At 58.9% G+C, this 16,882-nt stretch carries 15 protein-coding genes; 8 read left to right on the top strand and 7 right to left on the bottom strand.

Annotated elements, in window-relative coordinates:
* Window positions 1-49: 49 nt before the first annotated feature.
* From QP802_RS03460 to QP802_RS03450, 3 genes are read right to left on the bottom strand one after another with little or no spacing between them, the layout of a single operon-like run.
* A complete protein-coding gene (locus tag QP802_RS03460) occupies window positions 50-2,185 on the bottom strand; it encodes a DEAD/DEAH box helicase (RefSeq protein ID WP_284817606.1) in 2,136 nt (711 codons plus the stop codon).
* Window positions 2,182-3,324 (bottom strand): HAMP domain-containing sensor histidine kinase, encoded by a 1,143-nt coding sequence (locus QP802_RS03455; RefSeq protein ID WP_284817605.1) that lies wholly within the window; start codon window positions 3,322-3,324, stop codon window positions 2,182-2,184. The genes QP802_RS03460 and QP802_RS03455 overlap by 4 nt, the downstream gene beginning before the upstream one ends.
* On the bottom strand, window positions 3,321-4,004 hold the full coding sequence (locus QP802_RS03450) for a response regulator transcription factor (protein WP_284817604.1): 684 nt from the start codon (window positions 4,002-4,004) through the stop codon (window positions 3,321-3,323). Before QP802_RS03450 ends, QP802_RS03455 begins: the two co-directional genes overlap by 4 nt.
* A gap of 113 nt (window positions 4,005-4,117) precedes the next feature.
* Here QP802_RS03450 and QP802_RS03445 point away from each other — a divergent pair, with 113 nt between their 5' ends.
* The 6 genes from QP802_RS03445 (at window position 4,118) to QP802_RS03420 (ending at window position 10,654) form a co-directional block, all read left to right on the top strand.
* Entirely contained in the window at window positions 4,118-5,089 is a 972-nt protein-coding gene (locus tag QP802_RS03445; protein ID WP_284817603.1) for a DUF418 domain-containing protein, read from the top strand.
* Between the two features lie 19 nt (window positions 5,090-5,108).
* Window positions 5,109-5,984, top strand: coding sequence for a trypsin-like serine protease (locus QP802_RS03440; RefSeq protein WP_284817602.1), 876 nt, complete (start codon window positions 5,109-5,111; stop codon window positions 5,982-5,984).
* Window positions 5,985-6,068: 84 nt separating this feature from the next.
* Complete coding sequence (locus QP802_RS03435; RefSeq protein WP_284817601.1) at window positions 6,069-7,451, top strand: amino acid permease; 1,383 nt, start codon at window positions 6,069-6,071, stop codon at window positions 7,449-7,451.
* A gap of 88 nt (window positions 7,452-7,539) precedes the next feature.
* Window positions 7,540-8,589 carry a DNA cytosine methyltransferase gene (locus QP802_RS03430; RefSeq protein ID WP_284817600.1) on the top strand — a complete coding sequence of 350 codons (1,050 nt, stop codon included), beginning with the start codon at window positions 7,540-7,542 and terminating at the stop codon, window positions 8,587-8,589.
* A 9-nt stretch (window positions 8,590-8,598) separates the two neighbouring features.
* Window positions 8,599-9,513 carry a NaeI family type II restriction endonuclease gene (locus QP802_RS03425; protein ID WP_256041825.1) on the top strand — a complete coding sequence of 305 codons (915 nt, stop codon included), beginning with the start codon at window positions 8,599-8,601 and terminating at the stop codon, window positions 9,511-9,513.
* A gap of 142 nt (window positions 9,514-9,655) precedes the next feature.
* A complete protein-coding gene (locus QP802_RS03420; protein WP_070362663.1) occupies window positions 9,656-10,654 on the top strand; it encodes an L-lactate dehydrogenase in 999 nt (332 codons plus the stop codon).
* Window positions 10,655-10,715: 61 nt separating this feature from the next.
* On the opposite strand, the gene QP802_RS03415 is transcribed toward QP802_RS03420, so the two are convergent.
* Both QP802_RS03415 and QP802_RS03410 read right to left on the bottom strand, forming a co-directional pair.
* Window positions 10,716-11,528, bottom strand: coding sequence for a nucleoside hydrolase (locus QP802_RS03415; RefSeq protein WP_284817599.1), 813 nt, complete (start codon window positions 11,526-11,528; stop codon window positions 10,716-10,718).
* A 9-nt stretch (window positions 11,529-11,537) separates the two neighbouring features.
* Window positions 11,538-12,746 carry an MFS transporter gene (locus QP802_RS03410; protein ID WP_070479463.1) on the bottom strand — a complete coding sequence of 403 codons (1,209 nt, stop codon included), beginning with the start codon at window positions 12,744-12,746 and terminating at the stop codon, window positions 11,538-11,540.
* Between the two features lie 124 nt (window positions 12,747-12,870).
* Between QP802_RS03410 and QP802_RS03405 the strand changes: the two genes are divergently transcribed.
* Window positions 12,871-13,332, top strand: coding sequence for a hypothetical protein (locus QP802_RS03405; RefSeq protein WP_070362666.1), 462 nt, complete (start codon window positions 12,871-12,873; stop codon window positions 13,330-13,332).
* A gap of 8 nt (window positions 13,333-13,340) precedes the next feature.
* Here QP802_RS03405 and QP802_RS03400 read toward each other — a convergent pair whose 3' ends face one another.
* Complete coding sequence (locus QP802_RS03400) at window positions 13,341-13,940, bottom strand: hypothetical protein (RefSeq protein ID WP_070362667.1); 600 nt, start codon at window positions 13,938-13,940, stop codon at window positions 13,341-13,343.
* Between the two features lie 54 nt (window positions 13,941-13,994).
* On the bottom strand, window positions 13,995-15,560 hold the full coding sequence (locus QP802_RS03395; RefSeq protein ID WP_284817598.1) for a carboxylesterase/lipase family protein: 1,566 nt from the start codon (window positions 15,558-15,560) through the stop codon (window positions 13,995-13,997).
* Window positions 15,561-15,662: 102 nt separating this feature from the next.
* Here QP802_RS03395 and QP802_RS03390 point away from each other — a divergent pair, with 102 nt between their 5' ends.
* Entirely contained in the window at window positions 15,663-16,562 is a 900-nt protein-coding gene (locus QP802_RS03390) for a hypothetical protein (RefSeq protein ID WP_256021157.1), read from the top strand.
* The last annotated feature ends 320 nt before the right edge of the window (window positions 16,563-16,882 follow it).

The following is a 16,882-nucleotide window of genomic DNA, read 5'->3' as shown; positions in this document are numbered from 1 at the left end:
ACCCGTCGAGTAGTCATTACTCAGCAGGTGCGCTCAGGATCAAGGGCGCTTAGTCCCAGCTGCGGTCATGCCCGCGGCCACCGCGGCGATCGTCACGGTCGTAACCGCCACGTCCCCGCCCGCGGCCACCGCGGCGATCATCGCGGTCGTAACCGCCACGCCCGCGCCCGCGTCCACCGCGGCGATCATCGCGGTCGTATCCACCGCGCCCGCGCCCGCCGCGTCCGCGCGGAGGTGCACCGTGATCACGCTGAATATTGATCAGCTGACCGGAAATACGGGTATCCGTCAAACGATCAAGGACCGCGCTGTCCAGGTTCTTCGGCAGCTCAACCAGGGTGAAGTCCCCACCGATAGTGATGCGACCAAAGTCCTTGGAGCTCAAGCCCCCCTCGTTGGCGAGCGCACCAACGATTGCACCCGGGCGAACATGCTGGCGCTTGCCAACATCCAGGCGGTAGGTGTCGAAGTTCTCCGAATCGTGGTCGAAGCGGCTGCGGCCTCCACGACGGTCATCACGGTCACGCCCGCGGCCACGGCGGTCGTCGCGATCCCACCGATCACGGTCCCGCCGATCGCGACGGTCCTTCGGCGGCTCCTTCATCAGGAACTCGTCACCCGCCAAAGCCTGCGTTGCCAAAGCAGCGGCGATGTCGTCCATCGGCACGTTGTTGGCTGCGGAGTATTCGCGGACCATGGACCTAAACACCTGCACCTCGCTCGCCTCGAGCGACTCGGTGATGGAGTCCATAAACTTCGTCTTGCGGCTCTCGTTGACCTCGTCGACCGTCGGCAGATCCATCTCTTCGATGGTCGCGTTGGTTACGCGCTCAATGGAGCGCAGCATGCGACGCTCACGTGGAGTGACAAAGAGGATCGCCTCACCTGTACGGCCTGCACGCCCGGTGCGGCCAATGCGGTGCACGTATGACTCGGTGTCATTCGGGATGTCGTAGTTCAACACGTGGCTGATGCGCTCAACGTCCAGGCCACGAGCAGCGACATCGGTAGCGACCAGGATGTCAAGGCGGCCGTCGCGAAGCTGATCAACGGTACGCTCACGCTGCTGCTGAGCGATGTCACCGTTGATCGCAGCTGCGGAGAACCCGCGGGCACGCAACTTCTCAGCCAGCTCCTCAGTCTCCTGCTTCGTACGCACGAAGACAATCATTGCCTCAAACTCAGTGACTTCAAGGATTCGGGTGATCGCATCGAGCTTGTTGCGGTGCGCCGTGAACAGGTAACGCTGGGTGATGTTCGTATTGGTGCGCGTCTTCGACTTCACCGTGACTTCAGTCGGGTTGTCGAGGTACTGCTTCGAGATACGGCGAATAGCGTTCGGCATCGTCGCAGAGAACAGCGCAACCTGCTTCTCTTCCGGTGTGTCCTCCAAGATGCGTTCCACGTCTTCCTGGAAGCCCATGTTCAGCATCTCGTCTGCCTCATCGAGGACAAGGAAGCGCAGGTTGGAAATGTCCAACGAACCCTTCTCCAAGTGATCGATGACGCGGCCCGGAGTACCCACGATGATCTGGGCACCGCGGCGCAGACCGGACAACTGGATACCGTATGCCTGGCCACCGTAAATCGGAAGCACGGAGATCCCGCCAAGGTGGTCTGCAAACGACTGGAAGGAGTCTGATACCTGCAGCGCAAGCTCACGTGTAGGCGCGAGGATCAGTGCCTGCGGGTAGCGCTCCTTGCGGTTGATCCGCGAAAGGATCGGCAGCGCAAACGCGGCCGTCTTACCGGTACCCGTTTGCGCGAGGCCGACAACGTCGCGGCCTTCCATCAACAGTGGAATGGTTTCAGCCTGAATCGCGGATGGCTGCTCAAAGCCAACCTTCTTCACGGCATCCACGACTTCTTCAGGCAGATTCAGGTTCTCGAACCCGTTCACTGGCTCTTCAGCGGTCTCGTCTGCCTCTGTGGCCTCGTCCGCCTCGCTCCCAGCGAGGTCCGCCACGTCGCCACCGACGATGTCGGCAAGGCTCAAAATCTGCTCAGTCTCATTAGTTTCGGCATTGGCTGCGTCTTGCGCAGCGCCGGTTTCCTCAGAAACTCCCGCATCCCTGGTGTCCTCACGTGCAGCATCCGCTGCGACATCCTGCGGGTTTTCCTGATTTTCCGACACATTCATATCCGGCTCTTTCTCGCCGCCGGTGGCGTTTTCGGAAGTGATCATTGTTTCCCCACAGTACGCCACCCTGCAGTGATTTTCCTATTCGCCACTGGCAATGTCATCCGCGCCACGAGTCCGCCACCAACTTCAGCGCTTCGCGCCTCGAGCTCCAACTCCCCGTGGTGCGCACGCGCAATCGTATCAACCAGCGCCAGCCCTAGTCCGTGCCCCGGACGCGCACCAGCAACGCGCGCATTCGCCCTGCTAAATGGCTCTACGAGCTGGCTGACTGTGGCAGGGTCCAACACGTCCCCATCATTGACGACGCCCACTTCGACCCCATCACCGGATCCAGTCCGGCAAACACGCACCTGCACAGTCCCGTCCACGCCGTGGATACGAGCATTCTCGATGAGGTTTTGGATCGCGTGGCGCAATAGCACGACATCGCCGAGGACGTGAATGTCTGGCTCGATGGTGGCGTCGATACCTTCGTCGCTCGAGGCGACAGTGGTAATGAGCTCTGAGATGTCAATGTCGCGCGCCTCGAGTACTTTGGCCTCGGCCTGGCTGAAGTTCAGCAGCGACGTGACCATCTCCGCAGACGACGCATTCACGGTGCGGATGTCGCGGATGGCGTCGCGTAGCTCCTCTGCAGGTGCATTCGGGTCTAGTAGCGCGACATCTGCGATGGTCTGAATGGTAGCGATCGGGGTTTTCAGCTCATGGGACGCGTTTGATGCAAAGCGTTGCCGTGCCGCGATGGAGTGCGCGAGGGACTCCAGCATCGAGTCGAGTGCGTGCGCGAGGTCAGCGACATCGTCAGCGGGGCCTTCGTAGTCGAACCGCTGATCAAGATCGCCGGCAGAGACCAGACGTGCAGTCGCCGCGATGGTACGTACGGGTTTGAGCAACACACCCGCGACGAACCAACCGATGGCGCCGGCGAGCGCCGTCAGCACGCACAGCGCGACGAGCGAGGCGCCGAGCATCACGTTGAGCACCTCGTGTGAGATGGGCACGGAGCCATCAATAAATGCTCCGTCACTGCCGGGAACGCCCCCGACGCCCTCGATGACAGCTTGCACAGGTACCGGAGTCAGGCGCAGATAGAGGTACACCACCGCGGTCAGGCTCAGCCCTGCGGTAAAAACCGTTGCCACGAACAACCACGACGTACGCGCACGAAGTGAAAGCCTCATTGGTACGGCTCCTCCGCAACGTAGTAGCCAGCGCCGGGCATTGTTTGCACAATCCAAGGCTGCCCCAGCTTGCGCCGCAAGTGCGAGATAGTGACCCGAATCGAATTGGAGAACGGGTCCGCGTTCGCGTCCCATGCCTCTTCTAAGAGCTGCTCCGCGGAAATAACGTGCCCCTGTGCTCGCATCAGTGTTTCAAGCACCGCGAACTCTTTCGGCGACAACGCAATCGACGCGCCACTTCGGCGGACTTGGTGAGTGCCACGATCGAGGATGACGTCGCCGCAAGTGAGCGTCGAGGTTATTTCGGGTGCGGCTCGTCGCAACAAGGCTTTGACGCGAGCCAGCAACTCGGGCAGCTCGAACGGCTTAGTCAGATAGTCGTCCGCCCCAATCTCGAAGCCTTCGAGACGATCCTCAAGTGTTGCGGACGCCGTGAGCATCAGCACCCGCGTGTTTGGGTACAGCTCACGGACGGTTGCACAGACGTCGTCGCCGTGAACTTCGGGGATATCTCGGTCGAGCACGATCACATCTATCGGTTGTGATTCCAGGCGGTCGAGCGCGGAGCGGCCGTCGTAACGCACATCAACGAGCATGTCCTCACGGCGCAGTGCTTTGCCTAACGCATCGGCGAGCAGCGTCTCGTCCTCAACGACCAAAATCTTCGGCGGTGCAGCCACAACAGCCCCTTCCACGTTGGAGTTCTTGTATTCTGCTGTGATTCTAATTGGGGCTTCTTACGGGGCCGCAATGTTAACGCTCTCGCAACATCGCCCTGCATAGCGTGAGGAGCATGTCAAAGACTTCCACACCGGACCTGCGAGTTCACGGTATTGATTACGCGCGAGCCGTAGCACTCGCAGCCATGATCTTCGCGCACCTCACCCATCCTGCTGGCGTCACGGGTCAGTTGCTCTACGGCTTCCCCGCGGCAACGTTCGCGTTCCTGGCTGGCATCTCGATGGAACTGATGGCCCGGCGCGCCCAAGCGGTAGGCGGCGAGGCTGTCGCGCGCTGTCGCCATGGCTTTTATGTTCGTGGGACGCTACTGATTGTGCTGCATGCGCTCCTCGTGCCGTTCGCTGGCGACATCGAGGTTGTGCTCCTCGTCTTTGGCATCTGCTACCTCTGCTTAGCGACGCTTCCCCACTGGCCAACTGCGCGTTTGGGCCTGCTGCTTACGGGGTTGCTCTTTGCTTCGGCTGCAACGACGGCGCTCGGGACGGTTGTTGCGCTACCGGCCGCAGTCTTCGGTGCCCCCTACCCGGTCTTTTCGTGGGCAGCACTCATGGTTGCGGGCATGGTGTCGTGGCGTGTCATCCTCCACCACCCATGGCGTCGTTGGGTCGCAGTCATTGTCGCGGCGGCGGTGCTGCCTGCGGTGATTGCGGCTCGGCTGCACCTCAACACGGCAGGTGCTGGCCTATTCATCGCCGCGATCGATCCGAATGGGCACACCGGGGGACTCATTTCAGTGATCAGTGAGTGCGCCGTCGCGGTTGGTATCACGGCACTGTGCCTCATCATCACGCAGTTCGTGCCTTTCGGTTGCGACATGGGCCGGATGCCACTGACCGTGTACTGCGTCCACGTCATCACTGCGAACGGACACAGTGGGGTGATCTTCGCAGCAGCCACAGTGATAGTCGCATTCGCGTTCGCTGTACTGTGGCGCAGTTTCTTTACTCGTGGCCCTCTCGAGGCAGCGATGCGCGCCATCGTGGCCCGCGCAACCCGTACCGATCTCCCTCCTCTCAAGCAATAAAGAAAAGGAATACTTCACCATGAAACTGAACACTTCGACTCGTATCCTCAGCTCCTGCACTGCTGTTGCACTCGTGGCACTCCCGGCAGCACCTGCTTTTGCAATGCAGTCCGATACGTTCGCAGAGCCATCAGCCGAGTCCAACGCAGTAGTCTCCGTCCGCACCGCCGACGACGATCCAGACACTGGCGTGTGCACCGGCACCGCAATTGCGTCGCATTGGGTGATTACCGCGCGCCACTGCATGGACCACCTTCCAAAAGCCGGTGGGTCCGTGCGTACCGGCCAGGGCGATGACCAGAAGTTTTTTGACGTCGATAAGTGGATGACCACCCCGAAAGGCGACATCGCGCTGCTACACACCAGCGAAGACCTCGGTCTTGACTCCTACCCCGAGCTTTCCGACGACATTCCGGCCGCAGGCAGCGATGCCAAGTTCTACGGCTGGTCCTCTGACGGCTCTGGCGCCGGGCGCACCCTTCCGTACGCAGAGGCGACCGTCGACGGCCCGACCCCGTTGATTCTATTCGAAGGCACGGACGGCGTCGAAGCCACCATGAAAAACGGGGCGGCAACCCAGCCCGGCGATTCCGGCGGCGCACTCTTTAGCGAGGGCAAAGTAGCAGCCATCGCGTCCGCGTCGCTATTCATGGAGGCCGACAACCCAGACTCCGCCGAAGAGGGCGTGAGCCCAAAGGTTGCCTTCGCTCCTGTTGCTTCGCAGACAGACTGGATCCGCGAGCAGATCTCCGCAACGGATGACTCCGCCGAAGCAACTAACGACGACAGCACCGAAGGTTCACAAACCTGGTTGCTCATCGCAGCAGGCGCCATCGCTGCAGTTGCCCTGATCGTCGCCCGCCCACGGAAGCGTGGTGATGACAACGCAAAGTAGCGCGGGCTGCGAAGGCGATAGAACTCACAGAAAAACCTGTGAATAATTTACAGACCAGCGTAATTAAACGTTATGATGTCTGCCATGACTTCCCGCTCGTCGAAGCCCAAGGGGCTTACACACCGCCATATTCACTTCATCGCCCTCGGCTCAGCAATCGGTACCGGCCTCTTTTACGGCTCGGCCGGTGCGATCCAAGCCGCCGGGCCGTCAGTACTGCTCGTGTACCTGCTCGGAGGGGCCGTCGTTTACTTCATGTTGCGCGCCCTGGGCGAGATGAGTGTGCAGCACCCAGTTCGCGGGTCCTTCGCGGTGTACACCAGGGAGCATCTTGGTGGCCTGGGCGGGTACATCACCGGGTGGATGTTCGCCTTTGAGATGATGATTGTCTGCCTCGCAGACTTGACTGCGATTGGCATTTATATGAAGTTTTGGTTCCCGGACACCCCAGCGTGGGTGTGGATTACCACAACGCTTCTGATTATCGGCGCGGCCAACCTCGCATCCGTGCGCTGGTTCGGTGAGCTGGAGTTCGCATTTACCCTCATCAAGGTCGTTGCCGTTGTCGCCATGATCGTTGGTGGCGCTTCAATCCTCGCGTTCGGGCTTGGCACGAGCCCGGAAACCACCGGCATTTCTAACCTTTGGAACGATGGCGGCTTCTTCCCGAACGGTCTCGAAGGCATGATCGCCGCGTTCATCCTCGTACTTTTCGCTTTCGGCGGTACTGAAATTATCGGCGTTGCTGGTACTGAAGCCGACGACCCAGACCGCTCGATCCCGAAGGCTGTCAACACCGTGCCGCTGCGCATCCTACTGTTCTATGTGCTGGCCATCCTGGTGATTTTGATGCTCAACCCATGGCGAGCGATGACCGGCGAAGAAAGCCCATTCGTGCAAATCTTTGACACACTTGGCGTGAACTGGGCCGCTGCACTGCTCAACTTGGTGGTCATCACTGCTGCCCTTTCTGCAATTAATGCAGACCTGTTCGGCACTGGGCGCGTTCTTACTGGCCTGGCGAAGGAAGGCCTAGCCCCGAAGATCATGAAGCGCACCATCCGCGACATCCCAGTAATGACGACCATTACCCTGTTGCTCGTACTCATCATCGGCGTTGTCCTCAACGCACGCTACCCGAACATCTTCGAGACCATCGCAGCGCTGGCCACTTTCGCAACCGTGTTTGTCTGGCTGATGATTCTGCTGGCACACGTCGCCTCTCGCCGAAACATGTCCGTTGCAGAGCGCGAAAACCTGAGCTTCCCGGTACCGTTCTGGCCATATGGCCAGTGGTTCGCGATCGCATTCATCTTGTTCACCTTCGGCATCATGGTCTGGCTGCCGCAGTATCACATGGCGCTCGCCGTAGGCGTTGCATTCGTGGTCATCATGACTGTGCTCTACTTTGTCACCGGGCGCCCAAAGGCAGTTGCGGCAGCGCACGTTACTTACGAGATGAAGTAGCACATATTTTCGAATAAAAATATCCATTGTCTGCTGTGCACGCTATCCTATGCCTACACATTCCAAGTTTTAGCCAGAAGGAGACGCGATGCGCCTGTCTACGGTTACTTCCGAGCCCACGTTGACCTCTATCGAGATCTGCGCTGGCGCTGGAGGCCAAGCACTTGGGCTCGAGCAAGCAGGTTTCCAGCATCTAGCCGTGGTGGAAATCGACAACTGGGCAGCAGAGACACTGCGAGCCAATCGCGGCTGTGACCATCCCCATCCGTGGCCAGTACACGAAATGGATGTACATGACTTCGACGGCACCGTATGGCGCGATCAGGTCGATCTCTTTGCAGGTGGCGTTCCGTGTCCGCCCTTTTCCATCGCGGGAAAACAGCTCGGCGCAGACGACGAGCGTGATCTGTTCCCGCAAGCCCTACGACTGGTAGGAGAAATCAATCCAAAAGCCGTCATGCTGGAGAACGTCCGAGGCCTTGGCCAAAAGCGGTTTGATTCCTACCGCAATGAAATTGTCAGTGAGCTCGATCGGATGGGTTACACCACCTACTGGTCACTGTTTCAATCGGCAGACTTCGGTGTCCCCCAACTGCGCCCACGGTTTATTTTGGTAGCCCTGAAACACGAGTTTGCCGAGTACTTCGAATGGCCGACCCCGAATATGCATCACACATCCGTTGGTAGCGCACTTCGCCACCTAATGGGAGAAAATGGCTGGCCGGGAGCGGACGCATGGGCAGATCGAGCCGATACGGTAGCACCGACGCTCGTTGGCGGATCAAAGAAGCACGGTGGACCAGACGTTGGCCCGACTCGAGCAAAGGCAGCATGGAAGAAGCTCGGCATCCGAGGAACTTCGATCGCAGACAGCGCACCAGGCCCCGACTTCCCTGTCGATGACCCGGACAACCTTCCCCGCCTTACTGTGCGGATGGGCGGCGTTATCCAAGGGTTCCCTGAAGATTGGGATTGGCAAGGTGGCAAGACCGCCCAATGGCGCCAAGTCGGCAATGCATTTCCGCCACCGGTTGCGGCTGCAATCGGAACCGCAATCAAGGACGCACTACTTTCCTGCAATGCCGTAACGAAAGCCCCCGAGGTGGCCCCACAACTGGCGCTTCAAACGCACGCATAGGATCTGCCCATGACACACAACCTTGATGGCGATTTTTCCCATGAACTCGCCGAGCTCTTCCGTAACGAGTTTCCCGACGGCGAAGCAATGGGAAGAATATTTCGACAAACTTTCGACCAGGCCTATGACGGCCAGCACACGGGCCGGTTCGACCCAGCGCAGCTGAGCAAGACAGAACTTGCCCACATTGGATCGTTGGTTGAAATTAACATTCGCCGAGGGTTTGACGGCACTATCACGGACGGCGACAAGATGGATTTCAAGATCCTCGGCCATGAAGTTGACTGTAAATACTCCAAAAACCCCTACGGCTGGATGATCCCGATGGAAGCAGTTGGCCACCACGCCATGCTCTGCCACGCAAATGAGGTTACTTCCACTTTCCGAGTAGGCTTCGTCAAAATCACCGACGACATCCTCACCGCAGGTGGAAACCGTGACCGCAAGCGAACCATCATGGCAGCAGCACGCAACAAAATTGCGTGGGCCTGGTTCGATCACCCGTACCCGAATAACGTGCTCCTCCATGCGGATGAGGAAACTGTCGCCAAAATTATGGAATTGCCTTCTGGGCAACAGCGCCTCGACATGTTGTTTCGCTCAATCCAGCAGGTGCTCATTCCGCGCGGCATCATTTACACTGTCGCTCAGCAGAAAGACCCAATGAAGCGCATTCGATACAACGGCGGATCAAGGTCACGCCTCCAGGAGGAAGGCATCTTGATCCTTGGGGACTACCGGCGCCACCAAGCTATCGCAGAGGCCCTCTGCCTTCCGATTTGCAAGAATGGCGATAGCCTCGCCGTACGAGTAACTCCAGCTGAACCGCATTTTGTTGGTCCTGCAGTAGATATCGAAGGTCAAACTTGGCGAATCGCCACGGGCGCCGACCCACTCCATCGTGCGCCACGCCTCCCCTTTTAATACCCCAAAGCTATCAATGCCCGGTTGTGCCCGCCTATTTCCGTTATCTTGGTTACATATTTCGATTGGTATTCCCATTGTGGCGGAAAATCTGCAATGATGGGTAGCGGAACATAGTTTTACTGGATTCAGGAGAGATCACATGACTATCACCAATCCGTCTACCCCGTCGAACAACATCACACCAGGCAACAAGATTGTCCTGATCGGTGCTGGTGATGTCGGCGTCGCGTTCGCATACGCCATTCTCAACCAGGGCATTTGCGACCACCTCGCAATTATCGACCTGAACGAGAAGAAGACGTGGGGTGAGGTCGAGGACCTCAACCACGCAATGCCGTACTCAGGCCACAACACCAAGATCACGGTCGGCACCTACGAGGACTGCCGCGACGCAGCGCTCATCGTCAACTGTGCAGGTGTTGCACAGCGCGACGGCGAAACCCGCCTTGAGCTCGTGGGCCGCAATGTGAAGATCTTCGAGTCCATCAACAAGGAAGTGATGGCCAACGGCTTCAACGGCATCTACCTGGTTGCAACCAACCCTGTCGATGTCCTGACCTACGCCACCTGGAAGCAGACCGGTCTTTCCTCCGCACAGGTCGTGGGTTCCGGCACCATCCTGGACACCGCACGCTGGCGCTGCAACCTCGGCAAGTACTTCGGTGTTTCCGCAAGCTCTGTCCACTCCTACATCATCGGTGAGCACGGCGACACCGAGCTGCCTGTCGTGGCATCCGGCTCCGTCGCTGGCGTTTCGCTACGTCGTCGTCTGGAGAAGGAAGCAGAAACCGATCCGAAGATCTACGAGCGCATCGACGAGATGTTCGTCGCAACCCGCGATGCCGCCTACAAGATCATCGAAGCCAAGGGCTCCACGTCCTTCGGTATCGGTGCTGGCCTTGCCCGCATCACCCGCGCAATCCTGATGAACGAGGACGTCGTACTGCCAGTCTCTGCTCTCCTTGAAGGCCAGTACGGTCAGGAAGACATCTACATCGGCACCCCGGCTGTTATCAACCGCAACGGTGTCCGCGAGGTTGTCGAGCTGCACCTTGAAGATAGCGAGAAGGAAAAGTTCGATCACTCCGCCAACACCCTTCGTGGCGTGATGGTCGAAGCTGGCCTCACCGAAGCGTAAGCTCTGCTTTTCCTTCCCGCAGCGCCCACTGGTCACACTCCGGTGGGCGCTTTGTTTTGCGCTAGTCCTCCGCCCGCAGGTGCCTTGTTGTCTCCAGCGCTCCGTCGCCGCGTGCGAGCGCATCGTAGGTGGCGCAACAGGCGTCGAAAAGCTTGACGACGTCCCCTGCGTCCACACCCGTGGTGTCGAGAAGGAACGCGTTCGGGTCATCGTCTTTTTCTGCTGGCGCGAGTGTCGCCCATTGTCCATCAGCTTCGATATCACCTAGCGCGACTTGTGCGGCGAACAGAGCACCGCTGCCAACCCTGTCAGCCCCGATTTCCCCCAGCGGAGGGCACTTTCGCGTATCCACCGGAGTTAGCGTGTCTAGCGCTGTACAAACGGTGATCGCCACCGGGGTGTCCTGCAGCACCACATCGGAGGCTTCTCGGTCGAGTAGAAGGCTGGATTCAGACACAACGATGTGCTCAAGTGCGTCGAAGTACTCGGGGTAGCGCCGTGAAAACTCGGCGAGGTTTGTCAACGGGCCCGTGCAAATCAAGCATAGGTCCCGTGTACCTCGTGCGCACGCGTCGGCCCACAACAGGTCCCAGTCATTCGCGACGTAGCGATCTGGGACTTGGGCGTCACCCAGGCCAGCATCGCGCGTCGGTTGGTGTTTTGGCACGTCACAACCTGCTGCGACCGCAACAGCGGGCAGGCCGCAGCGTGCCAGCACCCACGCAGCATGCTGGGCACATTGCGCAGCTGAGGCGCTACCGCTTGAGGTTGTCACGCACTCCAATTCAGCCTGCCCACGATGGTGCGCAGCAACGACATATGCCAACGCAAGCGTGTCCTCGACCCCTGGGATGCAGTCAACAATTATTCGCACCGTGCTCCTTTACGCAGTGGACCTGTGCAGAGATTCCTTACTGTACATTGCCCAGAGCAATAGAGCGACCAGAGCAACTACTCCGCAGGCGCCAAACGCGATAGCAAAGCCGAACACCTCCGCCAGAAAGCCGATCACAATCGGTGCCGCAATCTGGCCGGAGTCCTGCACCATCTGATAGGTAGAAATCACTTTGCCACCCGAGCGGTCGTTGCCGATGATGTCAGCTAGCGTCGCCTGCGAGGCAGGACTCATCAGCCCACCGCCAACACCCGCGCACACTGAGACCAGCAACAGCACCCACACAGTCGTGGCAAGTCCGAGTGTGCCCGTGAATATTGCGGAGACCGCAAGACCTGCGAGAATGCAAGGACGACGTCCGATTCGGTCAGCCAGCCGACCAGAAAACTGCAGCGTGACGCCCGTGCCCAGCGCGAACGCAGTCAACGCAAGTCCGGATGCCGCGCCACCATTTGCAAATATCGCCGCAGCGAACAGCGGAAGGACCGAAACGCGCGCACCGAAGTTCACAAAACCATTTGTAAAGGCGACGGCGAGCAACGCACGGTACGTGGGTTGCTTCCAGGCTCGGCGCAGTGGCATTGGCGGCCGCTGTATTTTCGGCGCCTCTGGCTTGTGTTGCCGAGACGTAGCAACCCACACGATAGTTGCCGCAAGAGCGACACCAACACCGTAGACTGCGAACGGAATTCGGTATCCAAGGAAACTGAGGCCAGCGCCGATGATTGGCCCGAAGATGTTGCCAAGCAAGAATGACGATGCATAAAGTGCATTCGCTCGCCCGCGGATGCCAGGAGGAATCACGCGAACGATGAAGGCCTGTGCGGAGAGCGTAAACATCGTGGATCCGAAGCCGGCGATAAAGCGCAACGCCAAAATATGCCAGTACGCCTGAGCAAACGCCACGGCAAAGGTTGCAGTCGCAACAATGCTTAGCCCGGTGAGGTACACCGGCCGTGATCCGAGCTTATCCACCAGCGCGCCCGCGCCTGGCGCGCCCAGCAAGCGAGCTGCTGCGAACGCGGAGATCACCGCTGCAGCGGCCGCCATGGACACGTTGAAGCTGGCGGCGAACTGTGGCAACACCGGGGCGATGAACCCGTAGCCGAGCGCAATGATAAACGCTGCGGTGCACAGCACCCATATCACTGATGGCAGCTTTGGTGACGCGCCGCCCTTATATGTTTGTTCCGTCATACCAGCGACAACACTAGTCTTTCTTCGCGTTCGCGTCCCATTACGCAATAACATTAGCACTGTTGTTCGAATACATGGCCAATTTCGCTACTCCATGTCTAGCTGCTCTCGTACGCTTCGAAGCATGTTCTACGAATCAACGATTGCTCAAGAAATTATTCATCGCTTTGACGACACCGTCCAAGCCCTCAGCGCCACAGTCAAGCACCCTCGCTCTCTTGCACGACCAACTGGCTCGTGGCGCCCGCCGGTCATCGCATTGCCGCGAGTCATAGACAAGCAACACATCAACCTTGCGCTTACGCGGCGGAGAGTCGGCCCGCGGGCTCAGGCGATGGTGCAAGGTTACGGAGCGTCTGCACGTCCCGCGTACATCATCGAAGCACGATTCACCGCCCAGTCGGGTGCGCCGGTCAACCCCGCGGTAGCTGAGGGTTGGATGCGCGCGCTCTACCCCGACGCGACGGAGGACATGCTTCATCTTCTGCCACACCCATACGCGGCAACGTATGTCTGGCTAGTCGACGGCCACTTCGATCCCGTCCGCTCTCCTTCATCCCTGTTCGCTGGACTGAACGTAGCGTAACCGGTTGGCTACTGCCCTGGTTCGTCGTCAAGCGGAAGCATCTGACTCTCCCAGTCTTCAGCCTGGTCAGCAACCAGATTCAAGACATCAAAAAGCCTGTCGATGTCGGTGAAGCTACCCAAGTTAAGTTCTTCGGGATCTGCTTCCTCATCGTCTCCAGGAACCACAAACTGCACGTGGGCAGTGGCTGTGGCGTCGATAACTTCGACCTCCACGTGGACTTCAGCCTCTGTACCAACTTCTGCGAAGACGAGTTGATGGTTTTCGGCGTCCGGAAAGAATTCAAGCCCGGCGATACGTTCATCTGCAGCCTCGAGCAGGCTGCGGAACACGGTAACCACCTCGTCAGTGGCTATATGCTCAGCGACAGCGGACACAGCATCTTCGGCAGAAAATATAACTGCGACCAATGCTGCTTCAAAGTCCTCATCGTCTTCATCAACGTCAGCAGCCGCGATATACACGTTCGCCGCTGGCAGTTGCTCGTCGATAACAACGAACTGGATCTCAATCTCGGGGGTGATAGGAACAAACATCGTGTCGTCGTGCACACGAGACTCAATACCTTCACGGTCTAGAGCCGCGGCAATGTCTTCTAAAAAGCTCACGAAGAATCCTCTACTCTTCCTCATCGTGGTTGTCACCGGCGGACGATGCCAAGCCTACTGTTCTGGCCCCATGATGCGCATCCACGCTTCGCGGCCCTGCCAGCTACGCATGTCAAAAGCCTCCCATGCCCGGCGTTTGTGACGTTTTGGGTCGTACACGATTGACGGATGTTCGTTGATGATTGCGGTCGCGCGCCCGGGGTGGTCGTCGCCACGAAAATCGTAGCGGGGCCAGTTCGGCCCTGGTTCGCCAGTATGAAAGAACGACCCCCAGTTGCGCTGCATCACTTCAACTACTGCTTCAAACGCAACGGTGGAGCCAAATCGGTCGATCTTCGATGAGCGTGTACCTTCCCGATCGCCAAACACCGCCATCAGGTCGGCTGTGTGCATTGCCCCCAACCCGAGCCGCCGCATTGTCGCCGATGCATATTCAAAGCGGTACATCCAAGTCGGAGCCACCTTACGGTGCTCCCCTGCAGCGATCACCGACGGTCCCCAGAACACGGCGTCAGCGAGAAACTCGGCGAAGTCCGTACGCTGGCTCACGTCGCTATACGCCTGGATGACCGCTGTCGCGTTCTTCGCGTCATATGCCTCGAGCAAGCGGCGTGCTGCACGCTGACGGGCTTTCGTCCGCTGATACAGAGCCTTTGCAAAGCTGGCCTCATCCGCATTGGTCCCGATGATCAACGGCACCGACGCCTGTTGCCCGGCGCGGAACATGTCCAGCGGGTGAGCTGGCAGCGTGGTGCCATCGACCGTCGGCATGAAGCTTAAGTTTAGTTCGCGCAGCTCACGGCCAGTAAACAGCATGGACTGACCCACTCTAACCAGTTCCTCGGCAGGTACCTCCCGGAGGTGCTCGAGGGTAGATAGTCGCGATAGCCCCATGCCGTCAAGAAGTGTCGACGTCCACATCGCGGCCTGCGCTTTCGTATGAACGGAAGAAAGCGGAGTGGACTGGGCGATTGCCCGGTGAAACAACCCCCGAGCCGCCGGAGCGCACATCATATGGATTACAGAAGCTGCCCCGGCTGACTCACCCATGATGGTTACGTTGTTCGGGTCCCCTCCGAAGGCCGCGATGTTTTCGTGCACCCACTGCAGCGCGAGGATCTGGTCCAAAATGGCGGGGTTGGCAGCGCAGTCCTCGCCGATACTGCGCAGATCCAAGTACCCAAGCACCCCGAGGCGAAAGTTTAAGGAGACATAGACGATATCGGTGGCATTAGCCAGAAAGTGCCCCTGGAGTATTTTCTCATGACTCGATCCGCTTACGAACGATCCACCATGAAAATAGATGACGACGGGGAGTACGTCGTCCGTATCAGGCCGAACGATGTCTGCGTGTAGGCAGTCCTCGGTGCCGATTACTGTGTCTTTCCACCCGAAATTCGTCTGCATCGCAGGTGGCCGATAGTTGGTTGTGGTGCGCACACCTGACCACGAAGGCGCAGGCTGTGGGGCCCGAAATCGGTTCTCACCGCCCATATCTGCACCGTAGGGTACCCCGCGCCAAGTGCGAACCCCGGTTTGTGGATCAATAGTGCCAGCAACGATTCCCGAGGTGGTCTGCACCTGGAGGTGCTCCTGCGGATTGTTGCTGTTGAGATGCATGCCTTTTAGCCTAGCCCGGAATTTTGTCTATTCTCGTGGAGTTTCTAAGGCGGGTACGATGAACGCTCGTACCAATAATTAATAAGGAGAAAAACACACAGCATGTTAGAAAAGTTCCGCAAAGATAAGCACGAAGACGACGAAACTGTAGTCGAAATTATTGAAGACGCCCGTGCTGAAGACTTAAGCTCCCTCGAGGAGGAAGCAGGCCCAGCAGGCCGAGCGTTTATCGCAGCAGTAGATAAGGCTGTCCATCTTCAGTCCGGTGCCATTCGGGCTTACGTGAACTGGCTTCGCCGTCAACACCCGGAGCAAAGTCCTGCGGAAATCCAGCACACGATGGACAAGCATTTTAAAAACGTAGTCTCCGCAACAGGTGCAGGCGTGGGCGCAGCAGCCGCGGTTCCTGGCGTAGGGCTCGTCACCGGCGCAGCAGCCGTTGCTGGCGAATCGGTAGTCTTCTTAGACCTCGCCGCGTTTTACACCCTCTCTTCCATGTACTTGCGCGACGTCAATATCGAAGACAAAGAGCGCCGACGCGCAGGCGTGCTCACGGTCATGATGGGCGCCCAGGGCGTTGCGATTGTTGACACGTTGCTCGGCGCGGACCGAGCTCGGCCGAGGGAGTTGGCGTCGAAAAATGTCCTGACGCGCTTTGCTGGCCCGGGCCTCGCCGAAGTCAATGGCATCCTGTCTCGTGTGGCCATGAAGTCGTTTACGAAGCGGTTCCGCCGAGCATGGATTGGCAAGATGCTGCCTCTGGGGCTCGGCGCGATCGCGGGCACCGCCGCCAACCGCAAGCTTGCCGACCACCTGATGGATAACATCGCCGTCGCCCTCGGCACTCCTCCCTCCCAATTCTTGAGCCCTCTTCCGGAAAAGCCTGACCAGGAGGAGGCCGGCCTCAGCGCGAATCCAAAGAACCTTCTGCGCTGGGTACTCCGACTCTTTGGTGACGACGACAAAGTACGCGACACCAATCAGCAAGAAATTACCAAATAGCTTCGGCTCCGAAGTTCATTCCCGCCTCCCCCAAAACTGAGGCGGGAATCACGCACTTCCATCTTTCGCCTACCCCCGGTAGCACCTCTGCTTTAGTTGGAGAACCACACCCTGCACCGCTACCGAAACACAGCGCCCCCTCAAATACGCGAGCCTGCTTTGGCCCCACCTTCTTGGTCCCCCCGAGACTGCACACGAGCGCTTCTCGACAGCTGCCACCGTGAATGCTGCTCGACGCCCACTCTGTACTTCCCCGCACGCCAGGCCAAAGTCGACGTGCCCGCCTCACCTCTTCAAGAGTTCGAAATCAATCAATCACG

Origin of the sequence: Corynebacterium sp. UMB10119B (assembly GCF_030228125.1) — a bacterium.
Taxonomy (GTDB): Bacteria; Actinomycetota; Actinomycetes; order Mycobacteriales; family Mycobacteriaceae; genus Corynebacterium; species Corynebacterium pseudogenitalium.
Note: the sequence above shows the minus strand (reverse complement) of the source record. Positions and strands in the feature narration are given on the sequence as shown.